At 70.8% G+C, this 16,002-nt stretch carries 19 protein-coding genes; 12 read left to right on the top strand and 7 right to left on the bottom strand.

Translation table 11 applies throughout. From position 1 onward, the window contains the following. Nucleotides 1-339 precede the first annotated feature (339 nt). Entirely contained in the window at nucleotides 340-4,041 is a 3,702-nt protein-coding gene (locus ACZ7HT_RS12385) for a non-ribosomal peptide synthetase family protein (protein WP_471163636.1), read from the top strand. On the opposite strand, the gene ACZ7HT_RS12380 is transcribed toward ACZ7HT_RS12385, so the two are convergent. After that, entirely contained in the window at nucleotides 4,010-4,783 is a 774-nt protein-coding gene (locus tag ACZ7HT_RS12380; RefSeq protein WP_471163634.1) for a GbsR/MarR family transcriptional regulator, read from the bottom strand. The two genes, ACZ7HT_RS12385 and ACZ7HT_RS12380, sit on opposite strands and share 32 nt — an antisense overlap. A 244-nt stretch (nucleotides 4,784-5,027) precedes the next feature. Here ACZ7HT_RS12380 and ACZ7HT_RS12375 point away from each other — a divergent pair, with 244 nt between their 5' ends. From ACZ7HT_RS12375 to ACZ7HT_RS12365, 3 genes are read left to right on the top strand one after another with little or no spacing between them, the layout of a single operon-like run. Next, nucleotides 5,028-5,693, top strand: a complete 666-nt coding sequence (locus tag ACZ7HT_RS12375; protein ID WP_471163631.1) for a DUF4097 family beta strand repeat-containing protein — start codon at nucleotides 5,028-5,030, stop codon at nucleotides 5,691-5,693. A gap of 33 nt (nucleotides 5,694-5,726) precedes the next feature. Next, nucleotides 5,727-6,704 (top strand): ATP-binding cassette domain-containing protein, encoded by a 978-nt coding sequence (locus tag ACZ7HT_RS12370; protein ID WP_471163630.1) that lies wholly within the window; start codon nucleotides 5,727-5,729, stop codon nucleotides 6,702-6,704. Continuing rightward, complete coding sequence (locus tag ACZ7HT_RS12365) at nucleotides 6,701-7,486, top strand: ABC transporter permease (RefSeq protein WP_471163628.1); 786 nt, start codon at nucleotides 6,701-6,703, stop codon at nucleotides 7,484-7,486. Before ACZ7HT_RS12370 ends, ACZ7HT_RS12365 begins: the two co-directional genes overlap by 4 nt. A 144-nt stretch (nucleotides 7,487-7,630) precedes the next feature. Here the strand turns inward: ACZ7HT_RS12365 and ACZ7HT_RS12360 are convergent, their stop codons facing one another. Both ACZ7HT_RS12360 and ACZ7HT_RS12355 read right to left on the bottom strand, forming a co-directional pair. Next, entirely contained in the window at nucleotides 7,631-8,077 is a 447-nt protein-coding gene (locus ACZ7HT_RS12360; RefSeq protein WP_471163625.1) for a DUF6086 family protein, read from the bottom strand. Nucleotides 8,078-8,135: 58 nt separating this feature from the next. Next, nucleotides 8,136-9,056, bottom strand: coding sequence for a hypothetical protein (locus ACZ7HT_RS12355; RefSeq protein ID WP_471163622.1), 921 nt, complete (start codon nucleotides 9,054-9,056; stop codon nucleotides 8,136-8,138). 236 nt (nucleotides 9,057-9,292) lie between these two features. Between ACZ7HT_RS12355 and ACZ7HT_RS12350 the strand changes: the two genes are divergently transcribed. The 4 genes from ACZ7HT_RS12350 to ACZ7HT_RS12335 all read left to right on the top strand — a co-directional run bounded on the left by ACZ7HT_RS12350 (nucleotide 9,293) and on the right by ACZ7HT_RS12335 (nucleotide 11,749). Next, complete coding sequence (locus tag ACZ7HT_RS12350; protein ID WP_471164048.1) at nucleotides 9,293-9,988, top strand: aspartate/glutamate racemase family protein; 696 nt, start codon at nucleotides 9,293-9,295, stop codon at nucleotides 9,986-9,988. A gap of 217 nt (nucleotides 9,989-10,205) precedes the next feature. Then, a complete protein-coding gene (locus ACZ7HT_RS12345) occupies nucleotides 10,206-10,595 on the top strand; it encodes a VOC family protein (protein WP_471163619.1) in 390 nt (129 codons plus the stop codon). A 73-nt stretch (nucleotides 10,596-10,668) separates the two neighbouring features. Continuing rightward, nucleotides 10,669-11,157, top strand: coding sequence for a GNAT family N-acetyltransferase (locus ACZ7HT_RS12340; RefSeq protein WP_471163617.1), 489 nt, complete (start codon nucleotides 10,669-10,671; stop codon nucleotides 11,155-11,157). A 79-nt stretch (nucleotides 11,158-11,236) separates the two neighbouring features. Then, on the top strand, nucleotides 11,237-11,749 hold the full coding sequence (locus tag ACZ7HT_RS12335; RefSeq protein WP_471163614.1) for a DinB family protein: 513 nt from the start codon (nucleotides 11,237-11,239) through the stop codon (nucleotides 11,747-11,749). Nucleotides 11,750-11,838: 89 nt separating this feature from the next. On the opposite strand, the gene ACZ7HT_RS12330 is transcribed toward ACZ7HT_RS12335, so the two are convergent. Next, complete coding sequence (locus ACZ7HT_RS12330; RefSeq protein ID WP_471163612.1) at nucleotides 11,839-12,699, bottom strand: class I SAM-dependent methyltransferase; 861 nt, start codon at nucleotides 12,697-12,699, stop codon at nucleotides 11,839-11,841. A 28-nt stretch (nucleotides 12,700-12,727) separates the two neighbouring features. Further along, nucleotides 12,728-13,315 carry a TetR/AcrR family transcriptional regulator gene (locus tag ACZ7HT_RS12325; RefSeq protein WP_471163610.1) on the bottom strand — a complete coding sequence of 196 codons (588 nt, stop codon included), beginning with the start codon at nucleotides 13,313-13,315 and terminating at the stop codon, nucleotides 12,728-12,730. A 91-nt stretch (nucleotides 13,316-13,406) separates the two neighbouring features. Here ACZ7HT_RS12325 and ACZ7HT_RS12320 point away from each other — a divergent pair, with 91 nt between their 5' ends. The 4 genes from ACZ7HT_RS12320 to ACZ7HT_RS12305 all read left to right on the top strand — a co-directional run bounded on the left by ACZ7HT_RS12320 (nucleotide 13,407) and on the right by ACZ7HT_RS12305 (nucleotide 15,338). Then, a complete protein-coding gene (locus tag ACZ7HT_RS12320) occupies nucleotides 13,407-13,853 on the top strand; it encodes an anthrone oxygenase family protein (protein WP_471163608.1) in 447 nt (148 codons plus the stop codon). A gap of 138 nt (nucleotides 13,854-13,991) precedes the next feature. Next, nucleotides 13,992-14,294: a hypothetical protein gene (locus tag ACZ7HT_RS12315; RefSeq protein WP_471163606.1), complete on the top strand. Its 303-nt coding sequence runs from the start codon at nucleotides 13,992-13,994 to the stop codon at nucleotides 14,292-14,294. A 106-nt stretch (nucleotides 14,295-14,400) separates the two neighbouring features. Further along, nucleotides 14,401-14,712, top strand: a complete 312-nt coding sequence (locus ACZ7HT_RS12310; RefSeq protein ID WP_471163604.1) for a DUF2087 domain-containing protein — start codon at nucleotides 14,401-14,403, stop codon at nucleotides 14,710-14,712. Continuing rightward, nucleotides 14,709-15,338, top strand: coding sequence for a LysE/ArgO family amino acid transporter (locus ACZ7HT_RS12305; RefSeq protein WP_471163602.1), 630 nt, complete (start codon nucleotides 14,709-14,711; stop codon nucleotides 15,336-15,338). The genes ACZ7HT_RS12310 and ACZ7HT_RS12305 overlap by 4 nt, the downstream gene beginning before the upstream one ends. A gap of 32 nt (nucleotides 15,339-15,370) precedes the next feature. On the opposite strand, the gene ACZ7HT_RS12300 is transcribed toward ACZ7HT_RS12305, so the two are convergent. Together ACZ7HT_RS12300 and ACZ7HT_RS12295 are read right to left on the bottom strand one after the other, a co-directional pair. Beyond that, nucleotides 15,371-15,778: a PIN domain-containing protein gene (locus ACZ7HT_RS12300; RefSeq protein WP_471163599.1), complete on the bottom strand. Its 408-nt coding sequence runs from the start codon at nucleotides 15,776-15,778 to the stop codon at nucleotides 15,371-15,373. Further along, nucleotides 15,775-15,993: a type II toxin-antitoxin system VapB family antitoxin gene (locus ACZ7HT_RS12295; RefSeq protein WP_471163597.1), complete on the bottom strand. Its 219-nt coding sequence runs from the start codon at nucleotides 15,991-15,993 to the stop codon at nucleotides 15,775-15,777. Before ACZ7HT_RS12295 ends, ACZ7HT_RS12300 begins: the two co-directional genes overlap by 4 nt. Nucleotides 15,994-16,002: the final 9 nt, after the last annotated feature.

Raw genomic sequence — 16,002 nt, 5'->3', positions numbered from 1 at the left:
ACGGTGCGCCCGCGCCCGGCGGGGCGGCGCCCACCCGCCGTGTGGGCAATCGTCCCGCAGGGCGGGACGGGTGGGCACACGGGACGGCGCGCTTCAGCGGCGCCTCCGCGTTCTGCGCCCTGGCCCGCACCACGTTGTGCGCCGCCCTGCACGTGCGGGTTCAGGCGCGGAAGCCTCTGGCGCCGGCAGGGCGCGGGTCCGTTGTGCCCACCCGTTCCGCCCCTGCGGAACGTATGCCCACAACGGGGCGCAGCGAGGGCGCAGCCCGCGACGGGCGGAGGCGCGGGCACGGGCCCGCAACGGGCGCGGCGGTACGCGGTGTCTGACGAAGGGAACCCCATGTCCACGCTCGACCGGCTCCTCCGTACCCACGCGGCGGCCACGCCCGACCACCCCGCCGTAGCCTTCGGCGACGAAACGCTCGGCTTCCGTGAGCTGCACGGCGCAGCCGAAGCCCTCGCCACCCACCTCCGCACCCTCGGAGCAACCCGCGACGCCCGCGTCGGCGTGCTCGTCGAGCCGTCGCTCGACCTGATGACCGGCATCTGGGGCGTCGTCCTCGCCGGCGCCGCCTACGTGCCCCTCTCCCCGGAGTACCCCGAGGAGCGCCTGCGCTACATGATCGAGGACAGCGGGGCGAGGATCGTCCTCACCCAGGGCCGTTTCCGCGACCGCGCCGAGGAGCTGGCCCCGCCCGGCACGACGGTCGTCGTCATCGGGGACGTACCGCAGAAAGACGTACCGCAGAAAGACGTACCCCGGAACACGGCCCCGCTCCCGGCCATCGCCCCCCACGACCTCGCCTACGTCATCTACACCTCCGGCTCCACCGGCAAGCCCAAGGGCGTCATGGTCGAGCACCGTTCGATCGTGTCCCAGATGCGCTGGATGGCGGCGGAGCACCGTCTCGGCCCGGAGGCGATCGTCCTCCAGAAGACCCCGATGAGCTTCGACGCCGCGCAGTGGGAGATCCTCGCCCCGGCGGTGGGAGCGAGGGTCGCCGTGGGCCCGCCCGGGGTGTACCGCGACCCCGAGGGCCTGATCGACGCGATCCGCGCGCACGGCGTGACGATGCTCCAGGGCGTGCCGACCCTCCTCCAGGCCCTCGTGGACACGGAGCGCCTCGGCACCTGCACCACCCTCGAACGGGTCTACTCGGGCGGCGAGATCCTCTCCAGGAACCTCGCCGCACAGCTCCTCGCCGAGCTCCCGGCCGTCGACCTGATCAACCTCTACGGCCCCACCGAGTGCACGATCAACGCCTCCTCCCACACCGTGGACCGGGCGACGCTCGCGGACGCCCCGTCCGCGATACCCATCGGCAGACCGGCCCACGGCACGACCTTCCACATACGCGACGGCGAGCTGTGCATCGGCGGGATCCAGGTGGCGCGGGGGTACCTGGACCGTCCCGAGCTGACCGCCGAGAAGTTCCTCACGACGGACACCGGCGAGCGCCTCTACCGCACGGGCGACCTGGCGCACTGGAACGAGGACGGCACGGTCCAGTTCGCGGGCCGCGCGGACAACCAGGTCAAGTTACGCGGCTTCCGCGTCGAGCTGGACGAGATCGCGCTCGCCATCGAGAACCACGACTGGGTCAAGAACGCGGCGGTCATCGTCAAGGACGAGCCCCGCACCGGATTCCAGAACCTCGTCGCCTGTGTGGAGCTGTCGCCGAAGGAGGCGGCCCTGATGGACCAGGGCAACCACGGCGCCCACCACCAGTCGAAGGAGTCGAAGCTCCAGGTCAAGGCCCAGCTGTCCAACGCCGGCACCCGTGAGGACGCCGGGCTCGCGGGCTGCCCGGTGCTGCAGCTGCCGGGCGGGACGCCGTCGGAGCGGATGCGGCGCACCGTCTTCGCCCGCAAGACGTACCGCTTCTACGAGGGCGGCGAGGTCACCCGCGCCGACGTCCTCGCGGCCCTGTCCCGCCGCCCGGAGGGCATCGGATCCCGCCCGGTCGGCAGTCTCACGGCCGCCGACCTCGGTGAACTCCTCCGCTGGTTCGGCCAGTTCGGCAGCGAGGAGCGGCTCCTCCCGAAGTACGGCTACGCCTCGCCGGGCGCGCTGTACGCGACGCAGCTGTACCTGGAGGCGCGCGGGATCGCGGGCCTCGACCCGGGCACGTACTACTACCACCCGGTCCGCCACCGCCTGTACCTGACCGAGCCGCTCCCCGCGACCGCCGAAACGTCCCTGCGCCTCTCCTTCCGGGGAAAGCGCGAGGCGATCGAGCCGGTCTACAAGAACAACATCCAGGAGGTCCTGGAGATCGAGACGGGCCACATGGTGGGCCTCTTCGAGGAGGTCCTGCCGGGGTACGGCCTGGACCTCCGGGCCGTGCCCGGGGGCGGGCTGTGGGAGGTCGTCCCGTACGACGAGGCGGCGAGGAGCGACCCCGAGGCGGACGTCTACGTCCAGGCCCACGGCACCCGCATCCCGGACCTCCCCGAGGGCCAGTACGCCCACGAGGAGGGCGAGTTGACCCCGATCTCTCCCTCCCTCGTCGAGAAGAAGCACGTCATCGCCATCAACCAGGCCGTGTACGAGCGGGCCTCGCTCGGCATCGCCGTCGTCAGCCGCACGGCGGACACGGACCGCGCGTACGTCGACCTCGGCCGGGTGCTCCAGCGGCTCCAACTGGGCGGCCACGGCCTCGGGTTCATGTCCTCCGGCTACAGCTCCAAGTCAGGCCACCCCCTCCCGGCGGCCCGTCGCCTGGACGAGATCCTGGCGGCGGCGGGCCGGGCGACCGGCCCCTCGTACTTCTTCGTCGGCGGCCGGGTCAGCGAGGAGCAGCGGCTGAGCGAGGGGATGTACGAGGACACGGTCCACATGAAGGGCCCGGCGGAGATGATCCGCGACGACCTCGTGCACCACCTGCCCGACTACATGATCCCGAACCGGGTCGTGGTCCTGGACCGGCTGCCGCTGTCGGCGAACGGCAAGGTGGACACGAAGGCGCTCGCCGACCTCGCCGTGGTCAACGCGGGCCTGCACGGCCGCCCGCACGTCCCGGCCCGTACGCGGACGGAGAGCAGGCTCGCGGAGATCTGGGCGGCGGCCCTCAAGTACGAGGAGGTCGAGGCGGTCTCCGTCCTGGACGACTTCTTCGAGTCGGGCGGCAACTCGCTGATCGCGGTCGCGCTGGTCACGCGGATCAACCGCGCGTTCGGGGCCTCGCTCCCGCTCCAGGTGCTCTTCGAGCGGCCGACGATCGAGAAGCTGGCCCACCAGCTGGACGGCGCCGCCGCGACCCCCGCCTCCCGTCTCGTACGGCTCCACGCGGCCGGCGCGCAGTCGCCGGTGTACTGCTGGCCGGGGCTCGGCGGCTACACGATGAACCTGCGGCACCTGGCCGAGGAGGTCGGCATCGACCGGCCGTTCTACGGCGTCCAGGCACACGGCATCAACCGGGGCGAGGAGCCGTACGCCACGATCCGCGAGATGGCCGCGGCCGACGTGGCCGCGATCCGCCGCCGCCAGCCCACCGGCCCGTACACCCTGTGGGGCTACTCCTTCGGCGCGCGCGTCGCCTTCGAGTCGGCGCACCTCCTGGAGGCGGCGGGGGAGCAGGTGGAGAACCTGTTCCTGATCGCCCCGGGCTCACCGAAGGTCCGCTCCTCGGAGACGGGAGGCGCGACGTACGACAATCCGGCGTTCGTGACGATCCTGTACTCGGTGTTCGCGGGCGCGATCGATCCGAGTGTGCGGGCGGAGGACCGCCGGAGCTTCGTCTCGTACGTGGCGGAGAACTTCCCGTCCCTCGACCCGGAGCTGATCGACCGGATCATCGCGATCGTCGAGGAGACCTTCGAGTTCACGTACACCTTCCGGGAGTTGACGGAGCGGCAGGTGAAATGCCCGGTGACCCTCTTCAAGGCGGAGGGCGACGACTACTCCTTCCTTGAGCAGGCCACGGGCTGGTCGAGCAGCCCGCCGACGGTCGTGGAGCTCGACGCGGACCACTACAGCCTGCTCCGGCAGCCGGACCTGACGGAACTCGTCAAGAAGATCCGCTACCGCCTGGGTCTTTAGCACCGTCCCCCGGGGCGGTCTCGCCCGTGACCGGGGGTTTCGAATGGAGGATGGCCCGGGCCTGTTCGGCGGCCCGGGTCGTGGTCTCGGAGACGAAGTCGAGGAAGCGGGCGACGCTCTCCAGGCGGTGGCCGGCCGGGGTCTGGGGGCCGAAGACGCCGACGCCCTCGCGTGCGGTCTCGACGATCTGCGCCAGGGCCCGGGCGGAGGCCATCATCGACTGGTACCAGACGTCGTCGTCGACGGCGTAGCGCTCGCGGCGGCGGTCGTCGCGCTCCCGGCGGATGAGGTCCTGGCTGTCGAGGAACGCGACGGCCTTGGAGATGGACGCCGGGCTGACCTGGAGGCGGTCGGCGAGTTCGGACGCGGTGAGGCTGCCCGCGTCGGTGAGCGTGAGGGCGGCCATGACACGGGCCATCATCTTCGGCATGCCCGAGGCCATCATGACGGTCGTGAACGTCTCCTCGTACGCGCGCACGGCCTCGGCGTCACGCCCATGTGCCTGCGGGGCGGCGGTGGTTCCGCGGGGTGCGGTCGGCTTGCGGCGGTGGGCGCGCTGCTCGGTGGCGCGGTGGGCGAGGTCGGCGCGGTAGCCGGCGGGGCCGCCGTTGCGCATGACCTCGCGGGTGATGGTCGAGGTCGGACGGTCGAGGCGGCGGGCGATCTCCGCGTACGCGAGGCCGTCGGCGAGTCCGAGCGCGATCTGCTGACGTTCGGGCTGGGTGAGTCTGCCTCCCGGCATCGGGATCTCCTTCGTCGTCCGTGGTGAGCCCAGCATAGCGTTCACGCTCAATCCATTGCAACGCGATGAGTGGATGACGTTGCATTAGATCCAGAGCCATTGCAATGAAATCTGCCAACTGACCTGCACTGACGCCACTTCCACGCAATGAACTGCTTGCTGGATCCTCGAACGCAACGTAGCTTTTCCTTCATCGGAAACGGCGCGGCGAACAAGTGCCCGCCACAGACGAAGGAGCAGCACCATGCAGAAGTTCGACACCACCGCCCCGATCGCCGCCGTCCTCGCCGTCCCCGCCGGCCGCATCCGGCTCATCGCCGCCGACCGGACCGACGCCACCGTCGAGGTCCTCCCCGCCGACCGCTCCAAGAGCCGCGACGTGAAGACGGCCGAGCGCACCGAAGTCGCCTACGCCGACGGCGTCCTGCGCATCGAGGTCCCGAAGACGAAGAACGGCATCCTCGGCAGCACCGGAGCCATCGAGGTCACCGTCCAGCTCCCGGCCGGCTCCCGCGTCGACGCCGAGGCCGCCGCGACCGAGTTCCGCGGCGTCGGGCGGCTCGGCGAGGTCGCCTTCGAGGGCGCGTACGGCCAGATCAAGATCGACGAGGCCGCGGGCCTCCGCCTCACCGCCGCCGACGGCGACATCGAGGTCGGCCGGCTGACCGGCCCGGCGCGGATCAGCACCGCGCGGGGCGACATCCGCATCGCCGAGGCGACGGGCGGCACGCTCACCCTGACCACCCAGAAGGGCGACATCACGGTCGGCGCGGCGGCCGGCGTCTCCGCCTCCCTGAACGCGGGCACCGCCTACGGCCGCGTCGACAACTCCCTCCGCAACGACGGCACGTCGGGCCTGGACATCCAGGCGACCACGGCGTACGGCGACATCACGGCCCGCAGCCTCTAACCCACCACCCACGGCCTTCCAGGAGCCATCACCATGACCACCCCGGCGATCGCGGCGAACGGGCTGCGCAAGTCCTACGGCGACAAGACCGTCCTCGACGGCATCGACCTGACCGTCCCCGAGGGCACGATCTTCGCCCTGCTCGGCCCGAACGGCGCGGGCAAGACGACGGCCGTGAAGATCCTCTCGACGCTCATCACGGCGGACGGTGGCCGGGCGCGGGTCGCCGGCCACGACATCACCGCGCAAGCGCAGTCCGTACGGGCGGCGATCGGCGTCACCGGCCAGTTCTCGGCGGTCGACGGCCTGATCACGGGAGAGGAGAACATGCTCCTGATGGCGGACCTGAACCACCTGTCGAAGCAGGAGGGCCGCCGGGTCACGGCCGAACTCCTGGAGCGCTTCGACCTGACGGAGGCGGCGAAGAAGCCGGCCTCCACGTACTCCGGCGGCATGAAGCGCCGCCTGGACATCGCCATGACGCTGGTCGGCAACCCGAGGATCATCTTCCTCGACGAGCCCACGACCGGCCTTGACCCCCGCTCCCGCCACAACATGTGGCAGATCATCCGCGAGCTGGTGGCGGGCGGGGTGACGGTCTTCCTGACGACCCAGTACCTGGAGGAGGCCGACCAGCTGGCGGACCGCATCGCGGTCCTCAACGACGGCGAGATCGCGGCGGAGGGAACGGCGGAGGAGCTCAAGCGCCTGATCCCGGGTGGGCACGTGAGGATCCGCTTCACCGACCCGGACGCCTACCGCTCGGCCGCCGCCACGCTCACCGACGCGGCCCGCGACGACGAGGCACTGTCGCTGCAGCTCCCGAGCGACGGCAGCCAGCGCACACTGCGCACGATCCTCGACCGCCTGGTCGCGTCACACATCGAGGCGGACGAACTGACGGTCCACACCCCGGACTTGGACGACGTCTTCTTCGCCCTGACCGCGACCACCACCGCCACCGCCACCACCGCCACCGTCCCCGCTCAGCAGAAGGAGTCCGCCCGATGAGCTCTCTGTCCCTCGCCGCCCGTGACACGACGACGATGCTGCGGCGCAACCTCCTGCACGCCCGCCGCTACCCCTCCCTCACCCTGAACCTGCTCCTCACCCCGATCATGCTGCTCCTGCTCTTCGTCTACATCTTCGGAGACACGATGAGCGCGGGCATGGGCGGCGGGGACCGCTCCGACTACATCGCGTACCTGGTCCCGGGCCTGCTCCTCATGACGATCGGCTCGACGACGATCGGCACGGCGGTCTCGGTCTCGAACGACATGACCGAGGGCATCATCGCCCGCTTCCGGACCATGGCGATCCACCGCGGCTCGGTCATCACGGGCCACGTGATCGGCAGCGTCCTCCAGTCGGTGGTCAGCGTGGTCCTGGTCGGTGCGGTGGGCGTGGCGATCGGCTTCCGCTCGACGGACGCCACGGCCCTGGAATGGCTGGCGGCCTTCGCCCTCCTGGTCTTCTTCGCCCTGGCCCTGACCTGGATCGCGGTGGGGATGGGCATGGTGAGCCCGAACGCGGAGGCGGCCAGCAACAACGCGATGCCGCTGATCTTCCTCCCGCTGATCTCCAGCACGTTCGTCCCGGTCGAGCAGATGCCCGGCTGGTTCCAGCCGATCGCCGAGTACCAGCCCTTCACCCCGGCCATCGAAACCCTCCGCGGCCTGCTCCTGGGCACCGAGATCGGCTACAACGGCTGGCTGGCCGTGGCCTGGTGCGCGGCCCTGACGGCCCTCGGGTACTTCTGGTCGAAGGCGGTGTTCAACCGAGACGCCAAGTGATGCACCTGATGATCGTCCTGGAAGGCCCGTCGCCACCACCCCGCAGGTGGACGCGACGGGCCTTCGGGCTGTTCGTTGCACGTGTCGGCTGCTCAGCGGGCCATAAGACGACGGGCTTTCGGGACGCCCGCCGTACGGGTCGGCTCAGCGGGCCATTCGGCGGTCCAACTCCCGCACCCGTGCGTCCAGCGCGCTGCCTACGACGGCGGACGCTGCCCGCGGATCTGCGGGAACCTGCACGTCGTACTGGCCGCTGCCCCGCACGTCCCCGTTCGGCGGTCCGGGCAGCTCCACCTCGATCCCCGCGCGCCGCGCGAGCGCGACCGCCGCCGCCACGAACCCCTCGGAGAGCGCGAGGATGACGGAGTGCCCCGCCCGGCAGTGCCAGGAAGCCAGGCCGCGCACGAACTCCGCGTACTCGGCCGGAGAGACCTCCAGGACGCTCGGGTCGTACGCGTACTGGCCCGGGCCGATCCCCGAGGACAGCCCGAGCTCGGCCTCGAAGACCTCGACCTGCCGCAGGAAGAGGCGCCCGGCACCGTTCGACGGGTTCCAGAGGGTCTCGCCGTCCTTCTCGAAGTAGATGCTCACCACTGGCTCCCTCGGCTCGATCGTCCCGAAGCTCAGGGTAGGTGAGGGGGGAGGGGCCCTATGGGATCAGCGGTGCTACGACGCAGGCGGGGTAGTGGGTTTCGTCGGCGACGGGGCGGAAGAGGGTCGTCTGGGTGTGGGTGCCGGGGCACTCGCGGGTCCCTCGGAGCCGTGCGGAGATCGGCTCGCGCGGTGCGGTCGGGGGTAGTTCCTTGGTGGGTACGTCACGCAGGAGGTACCGGACGAGCCCACCGGGCCGGTGTACGGGTGTCCCGCCGGTGGGCAGGCAGCGCTGGATGTGTTCGTGGACGTCGGTGGAGGTGTGGCCGGCGTCGAGCCAGCGGGCGGCGAGGCGGGCGAGCTCGTCGCGCATGCCGGGTGGGATGTGGCGGAGGGCGGGGGAGAGGACGGGAAGGGCGGCGATGAGGGCGCGGGCTTCTTCGAGGCGAGGGGACTCGCCGGCGGGCGCGTCGGGCTCGGCCGTTCCCTCCGGCTCTGGCTCTGGCTCTGGCTTCGGCTCCGGCTCCGGGGGAAGGTTGGAGGTGTCTTCCCCAAGGTCTTTCTCTGGATGACCGTCGGTCGACGGGGTCGTCGGCTCACCGGCGTCCGGTTTGCGGGGACTCGGTGTGACCTGCGAGGACGGGACGGGTTGCTGCGCAAGCAGCTTGGCGGCCTGGTCGGCGGTCAACGGGCAGCTGGAGACGAGCTGTTGGGTGATCCACAGTCCTCCGCCGATCTGCACGCGCCGCTCGTGCACGAACCCTTCCTCCTTGAGCTGCCGCTTGGCGCGCGCGAAGGCGCATGCCCCGATCCGGGTGCGTTGGGCGGTGCGGGAGAGGGATTCGCGGGCGTCCTGGGGGAGGGAAAGCTGCCAGGTCAGAAGCCGAACGGCGTCGGAGCCGAGGCGGGGGTGCCGGATGATCTCGTGCGAGAACTGGCTGAAGGCGCGCGAGGGCGCGTTAAAGTGCCGGTAGATCACGGTGGGAGGTGCCTTCCACGAGTGGTCCAGGCCCTCGCTGATAGCTGTGAACTGTCGGCGGGGGCCGTTTTGCGCGAAGGTAACGCACCCAACGCAGCGGGATTGGCGCGGCGAGTGAAGATGACTCGTGTGGGTGACCTTGAGGCGCATGCCTCAACGGCGTACTGACTCCAAGCGGCGCTTATGTATCGCGGCCTGACATGCTCAACTCCTTATCGATACAAGGGGGCATGGCGATGAAGACGATCGGGCTGATCGGCGGGATGAGCTGGGAGTCGACGGCGGAGTACTACCGGTTGCTGAACGAACTCACGCGTGACCGCCTCGGTGGACTCCACTCGGCACGGTGTGTGCTCTACTCGGTGGACTTCGCGGAGATCGAGCAGTTGCAGGTCCAGGGCCGCTGGACCGAGGCCGGCGAGATCCTGGCCGCGGCAGCTCAGGCCCTTGAGGCGGCCGGCGCGGACATGGTCCTGATCTGCACCAACACGATGCACAAGGTCGCCGACCAGGTCGAGGCGGCCGTCTCCATCCCCCTGCTGCACCTGGCTGACGCCACCGCAGAGGCCGTACGGGCTTCTGGTGTGCGCCGAGTCGGCCTCCTGGGCACGGCGTTCACCATGGAACAGGACTTCTACCGAGGCCGTCTCGAAGCGGGCGGACTGGAAGTGCGCATCCCGGACGCAGACGGGCGCGAGATCGTTCACCGCGTGATCTACGAGGAACTCTGCCTGGGCATCGTGCGGGAAGAGTCACGGGCCGCTTACCAGAAGGTCATCAGGGACTTGGTCGCCGATGGCGCGGAAGGCGTCATCTTGGGCTGCACCGAAATCGAGCTGCTCATCGGTTCCGAGGACAGCCCCGTCCCGGTCTTCCCCACCGCACGACTCCATGCCGCGGCTGCCGTGCACGCAGCACTCGGCTCGGTGTGACCCGGCACCGAGGGTGCGGGTGCGGCCGGGCCGCGCTTCCGGTCCGGGCAGTGTCCGGGGTGGGCTCGGCGGCGGTCGGGCCGGTGGTTGAGCGGAATGATCAGATATTCCGTGGACGGCAGGACGACGACAGAACTAGGATCTACGGCGACATCGCGTGTCGGTCACCGGCTGGGTGAGGCATGGAGGTGTCGGGACATGCCTTCGGAGGCATTCCTTGTCAGTCGAGTTGAACCACACGATCGTCCATGCCCGGGACAACCGGGACTCCGCAGAGTTCTTCGCGAACCTGCTCGGCCTTGAGATCACCGCCGAGTGGGGTCCGTTCATCGCGGTCGGCCTGAGCAACGGCGTCACGCTGGACTTCGCCACCGTCCCCGCGGACAGCATCACCCCGCAGCACTACGCCTTCTTGATCTCCGAGGAGGAGTTCGACGCGGCGTACGCGCAGATCAGGCAGCGCGGCATCGAGCACTACGCCGATCCCCAACGGAAGCAGCCCGGCACGGTCAACCACAATGACGGTGGCCGCGGCGTGTACTTCATGGACCCGGCGGGTCACGCCATGGAACTCATCACCGTGCCGTACGGCGGCTGGACCTCGTAACCACATGCACCGAGGGCCGCACCCCCAGAGTGGAGTGCGGCCCTCGACGGGGCGCTTGGGAAGGTGGGACCAGATGGCCGAGATCAGTCTGCACCTGTCGGTGCGGGACCTCGCCGAGGCGGACCTGCCGCACTGCGGCTGGGCCGGTTCGCCGAAGCATGTGCGGGAGCTCGTCCGCCAGATCCGGCGCGCCGAGGCGGGCGAGGTCGACTACCTGGCGGTGTGCACGCCCGCCGGACTGCCGGTGGCCGTCGGCGGCGTCGACTACACGGTCCGGCCCGGCGCCGGCACGTTGTGGCAGCTCGGCGTCCACCCGGCCCTGCAGTCCTGCGGGATCGGCACGTACCTGATCGGCTCCGCCGAGCAGCGGATCGCCGCCCGGGGCCTGTCCCGCGCCGAGCTCGGCGTGGAGGAGGGCAACCCCCGCGCCCGAGCCCTCTACGAACGCCTCGGCTACCGGGCCTTCGGCCGCGAGCTCGACTCCTGGGACGTGGAGGCGGAGGACGGCTCGCTCCAGCGGTACGAGACGATGTGCACGCTGATGCGGAAGGACGTGGCGTGACGCAGGAGTTCACAGGTGGGCGCCATCGCGGCATGCGCCTGGTGGCCGACGGGTTCGATCGCCTGGCGATAATCGACCGATGAGCACCGTCGAACGCCCGATGCCTCCCCTGAACGCCGACGAGCGCACCACGCTGGAAAGTTGGCTCGACTTTCACCGCACCACACTCGCCATGAAGTGCGAGGGCCTCGACGGTGAGCAGGCCGCCGTCGCGTCCGTGCCACCGTCCGGCTTCACTCTGACCGGCCTGGTCCAGCACATGGCGGAGGTGGAGCGGAACTGGTTCCGCCGAGTGCTGGCTGGAGAACAGGCCCCGCCCATCTACGACCCGCAGGCTGACCCGCATGGCCCCGACGGCGGCTTCGAGCTGGCCCGGGGCGCCACTCTGCACGACGCTCTCGCCACCTGGCAGGCGGAAATCGCCCGCGCCCGCGAGCACTGCGCCGACCGTGCCCTGACCGACACCGGTCGCTTCATGGAGCAGGACGTCAGCCTCCGCTGGATCTACGTCCACATGATCGAGGAGTACGCCCGCCACAACGGCCACGCCGACCTGCTGCGGGAACGCATCGACGGCGCCACCGGCGTATAGCGCCGACCGGACAGCGCCGACCGGACAGCGTTGGCCCTGTCTCGAAGGCCGGCGCCGCCGCCACGCGCGGGGGCCGGCCTTCGTCGTGCTCAGTGCGCCGCGCGCACCGCCGAGACCAGTCCGCCGGGGCCTTCGTCCTGCTGCGGCGGGGTGAGCACCGGACGGCCGTAGGCCTCGGCGCGCTCGCGCAGGGTGAAGGTCTCCGCCTTCCAGCCCAGGCCGTCCAGCCAGCCGACCGGGTCCTCCGGCATCTCCGAGACCCACATCGACGCCGCCGTTCCAGGAGCGGCGTCCTGGCGGAAGCGTTCGACCACACCGCGCGGGCCCAGTGTCAGGCCCATCCTGCTGCCTGCGGCGGACAACGCGCCGACCCGTTCGAGCAGCGACTGGACCGCTTCCGCGGGCAGGTAGATCAGGAGTCCCTCGGCGATCCACACCGTCGGCCGCGCAGGGTCGTGCCCGGCGGCGGCCAGGGCGCCCGGCCAGTCCTCGCGCAGGTCGACCGGGACGGTGATCCGCTCGCAGCGCGGAACGGCCCGCTCCTGGCGCAGCACCGAGGCTTTGAAGGCCAGCGGTTCGGCCGTGTCGACCTCGAACAGCCGGGTTCCCGCTGGCCAGTTCATCCGGAAGGCCCTGCTGTCCATCCCGGCTCCGAGCAGCACCACCTGCCGCACGCCGGACGCGACCGCCCGGTCGAGCAGGTCGTCCAGGAACTTCGTCCGGATGACGATCGAGAGGGCCACGCCGCGCCGGCGGCGTCGCGCCGGCTCGTCCGCGCACGGGGGCGGCGGCGCCTCGGGGTCTCTCCCGCCGGCCGTGGCGAAGGCCGACGCCAATGGGTCCCGGAACAGCGGCTGCGCACGTGCCGTCTCCATCGCCCTCACGCGGGCCACGCCCACGGCTGTGGTCCACACCCCGGACGGCTCGACCCGTCCCGCCGCATCAGTCATGCGTCCAGTCTGAGTGCGGGCCGGCGCGTCAGACCACCGCGAGCCGGTTCACCACCAGCTCCAGCCTCTGCTCCATGTACTCCGGCGGCAGCCGGCCCGCGCGGGCCAGGGTGGCGAGGCCGTGGAGGGCCGCCCAGAACGTCTCGGTGAACAGTCCCGGGTGGACGTCCTCCCCGGAGACCTCGCCGAGGCACTCCATCAGGGCGGCGAAGGCGTCCTTCAGCGGCTCCGGGGTGTCCTCCTGCGCGTACGCCAGGCCGCCGTCGAGCTGGAACAGGGCGTCGTAAACCGCGGGGTGGGACTCGGCGAAGTCGAGGTAGGTGCGGGCGAGGGCGGTGACCCGGGCGCGCGGGCCGTCCGTGACGTCCGCGGCGGCGGTCGCGGCCCGCAGTGCCACGGCCATCTCGGACGCGCCTTCGAGGGCGACGGCGCCGATGATCTCGCGCTTGCCGCGGAAGTGGCTGTAGAGGACGGGCTGGCTGTACTCGATGCGCTCGGCGAGCCGGCGGGTGGTGACCGCGTCCCAGCCCTGCTGCTCGGCGAGTTCGCGGGCCGCCGCGACGATGAGCCGCTCGCGGTCCGCCCGTTCACGCTGCTTGCGTTCCTGTACCGACATGATTCGATCCTAGCACCGCTAGACAATCGAGCGGCAGTAGCGCTAGCGTTGCCTCATCAGCTAGCAATGCTAGATCGCAGGAGGGGTCATCATGCTCAACGCACTTCAGGTGTTCACCACGGTGCTCGTCGGCCTGATGGTGGGGGTCGAGTTCGCCGTCGCCTTCGTCATGAACCGGATCTTCAGCGCACTCCCCGAGGACAGCGACCAGCTCGCCCGCTCCCACGGAGGCCGGATGCTCGGCGCCCTGATGCCGTTCTGGTACATCGGCTCGCTCGTCCTGAGCGCGGTCTGGGCCGTCGCCGACTGGCACGACCAGGGCGCGACCCTCGTCGTCATCGCCGCCGGGCTCCTGATCGTGAGCGTGCTCATGTCGGTCCTGCTGCTCGTCCCGATCAACAACCGCGGCAAGACGTGGACCCCCGAGACCCGCCCCGAGGGCTGGAAGGAGCAGATGAACCGCTGGGACCGCTACCACTACGCCCGCGTCGCCGTCATCATCGCCGCCTTCACCTGCCTGGTCGCGGCCCTCGTCTGAGCCCGCCCGCACTCTCCGATGGCGGCGGCCGCTGTTTCCCGGGAGGGCGTGACGCGTCGCTCGTTCGGGGGCCGTCGTCGTGCGGGGTGGACGAGCCGCTGGTCTGCTGGTCGGGACTCTTCCCGGACGTACAGGAGCATGGCCATGAACAAGGGCGTCGTCGTCACCGTCGAGATTCCCGGTGGGACCCAGGAGCAGTACGAGCGGACCACGCGGCTGATCCAGGACGCCGAGTGGTTTCCGCCCGCCGGGTTCATCGCGCACGCGTCCGGGCCGGACGGGACCGGTGGGTGGCGGATCACGGACTTCTTCGACAGCGAGGAGAACTTCCTCGCCTTCGTGGAGAAGGCCAAGCCGTTCTTCGAGCAGACGGGCACCCCGCCGATCATGCCGAGGGTGCAGCAGGTCGTGAACGTGCTCGTGCGGCCCGAGCCCGAGTAGCCCGAGTAGCCCGAGGCGTCCGCGTATCCCAAGTAGCCCGAGCAGTCCCCGTACGGCGGGCGAAAACCCTTTGCGGGGCGGGGCGGAGGGCGTCACTCTCTCTGGCATGACCAGCCATCCCGCCGCCCGCCCCGTCGCCGATCTGTTCGCCGCCGACGGGCGCCTCAAGGCGATCCCGCGGAAGCCCGCCCGCCGTGAGGCGCTGCTCGCGCACCTCGCCGCGACGCTGTTCGAGGCGGACCGGACGTACAGCGAACCCCAGGTCAACGACGCCCTGCGCGCCGTGCACGAGGACTTTCCGGCGCTGCGCCGCTACCTCGTGACCGGCGGATTCCTCTCCCGTACGAGGGACGGCGCGGACTACCGCCGACAGCAGCAGCCCGGTTCCCCCGGAGGCGCGATCCCCGCCGTCGCGTGACGGCCGCGGTGGTGGCCGGCCTGCTCGCCGGCTACGGCATCGCGATCCCGGTCGGCGCGGTCGGCGCCTACCTCGTGGCCGTCACGGCCCGTACCGGCTGGCGTACGGGCGCGGGCGCGGCCCTCGGCGTCGCCACGGCCGACGGGGCGTACGCGCTGCTCGCCGTGGCCGGCGGCTCCGCGCTCGTGCCCGTGCTCGCGCCCGTGATGACCCCGCTGCGGTGGACGTCCGCCGTCGTGCTCGCGGTGCTCGCGGTCCGGGCCGCGTGGACGGCGCTCGCCGCGCACCGCGCGGGAGGGCTGGCCTCCCGGGACGACGGGACCGTCCTCACGCCCGCCCGCGCGTACGGCTCCTTCCTGGGGATCACGATCCTCAACCCGATGACGGTGATCTACTTCGCCGCCCTCGTCCTCGCCACGGGCCACTCCGCCCCCGCCACCCCCACCGACCGCGCCGCCTTCGTCCTCGGCGCCCTCACCGCCTCGGCCAGCTGGCAACTCCTGCTCGCCCTGGGCGGCACCCTCCTCGGCCGCACCCTGACGGGCACGCGGGGCCGACTGACCACGGCCCTCGCGTCGAGCACCCTGATCGTGATCCTCGCGGTGCGACTGGTCGCGCAGGGGTGACGCGCGGCCGCCCTCCGGCGGGGGCGGCCGTTCTAGACGTAGGGCAGCAGCCGCATCATGTCGATTCCGGGGCGCACCTTGGCGATGGCCGTGAAGTCGTCGTCCACGTGCAGCAGCGTCAGCCGGTGCTGCTCGGCCGTGAGCGCGATCAGGATGTCCATCGGTGACGGCCCGCGGTGATGGCCGATCCGGAGCAGGTCCCGCTGTACGGCGACGACCTTGGGCCACGGGTCTTCCGGTGCCGGGACCCAGGTGAACGTCTGGCTCAGCATGGTGGTGAAAGGCTCGTTGTCGCGGTCCGAGCGCAGTGCCCGCATCAGCTCCGCTTCGACGGGCGGGCACAGGGAGACCTGCCCGTGCGCCACTCGGGTCGGCCAGGGTTCGCCGAGCTGGCCGCGCAGGAGCCGCCACACGGCCGACGTGTCGGCGAGGTAGCTCACTGGCCGGACCGCTCCTGCTCTTCCAGGAAGTCGAAGTCGAGGAAGCTCTCGGCGTTCTCCTGGAGCCACCGCAGTGCACGGGCCCGGTCGTCCGCGCTGATCGACGCCGCTATGGTCAGCGCGCGGTTGATGGTGTCCCGCTTGGTCTTGGTGCCGAGCTGCTGCTGCGCGAAGGCGAGCATGTCGTCGTCGATGTCGACCAGGGTCTTGGACATGGGAGCCTC

The organism is Streptomyces sp. NPDC037410, assembly GCF_055602235.1.
This window is presented reverse-complemented; position numbering and strand designations above follow the sequence as displayed.

Coding starts and splice junctions, on each gene's coding strand:
- ACZ7HT_RS12385 (WP_471163636.1), top strand. CDS start 340: ATGTCCACGCTCGACCGGCTCCTCCGTACCCACGCGGCGGCCACGCCC.
- ACZ7HT_RS12380 (WP_471163634.1), bottom strand. CDS start 4,783: ATGCCGGGAGGCAGACTCACCCAGCCCGAACGTCAGCAGATCGCGCTC.
- ACZ7HT_RS12375 (WP_471163631.1), top strand. CDS start 5,028: ATGCAGAAGTTCGACACCACCGCCCCGATCGCCGCCGTCCTCGCCGTC.
- ACZ7HT_RS12370 (WP_471163630.1), top strand. CDS start 5,727: ATGACCACCCCGGCGATCGCGGCGAACGGGCTGCGCAAGTCCTACGGC.
- ACZ7HT_RS12365 (WP_471163628.1), top strand. CDS start 6,701: ATGAGCTCTCTGTCCCTCGCCGCCCGTGACACGACGACGATGCTGCGG.
- ACZ7HT_RS12350 (WP_471164048.1), top strand. CDS start 9,293: ATGAAGACGATCGGGCTGATCGGCGGGATGAGCTGGGAGTCGACGGCG.
- ACZ7HT_RS12340 (WP_471163617.1), top strand. CDS start 10,669: ATGGCCGAGATCAGTCTGCACCTGTCGGTGCGGGACCTCGCCGAGGCG.
- ACZ7HT_RS12335 (WP_471163614.1), top strand. CDS start 11,237: ATGAGCACCGTCGAACGCCCGATGCCTCCCCTGAACGCCGACGAGCGC.
- ACZ7HT_RS12330 (WP_471163612.1), bottom strand. CDS start 12,699: ATGACTGATGCGGCGGGACGGGTCGAGCCGTCCGGGGTGTGGACCACA.
- ACZ7HT_RS12325 (WP_471163610.1), bottom strand. CDS start 13,315: ATGTCGGTACAGGAACGCAAGCAGCGTGAACGGGCGGACCGCGAGCGG.
- ACZ7HT_RS12320 (WP_471163608.1), top strand. CDS start 13,407: ATGCTCAACGCACTTCAGGTGTTCACCACGGTGCTCGTCGGCCTGATG.
- ACZ7HT_RS12315 (WP_471163606.1), top strand. CDS start 13,992: ATGGCCATGAACAAGGGCGTCGTCGTCACCGTCGAGATTCCCGGTGGG.
- ACZ7HT_RS12310 (WP_471163604.1), top strand. CDS start 14,401: ATGACCAGCCATCCCGCCGCCCGCCCCGTCGCCGATCTGTTCGCCGCC.
- ACZ7HT_RS12295 (WP_471163597.1), bottom strand. CDS start 15,993: ATGTCCAAGACCCTGGTCGACATCGACGACGACATGCTCGCCTTCGCG.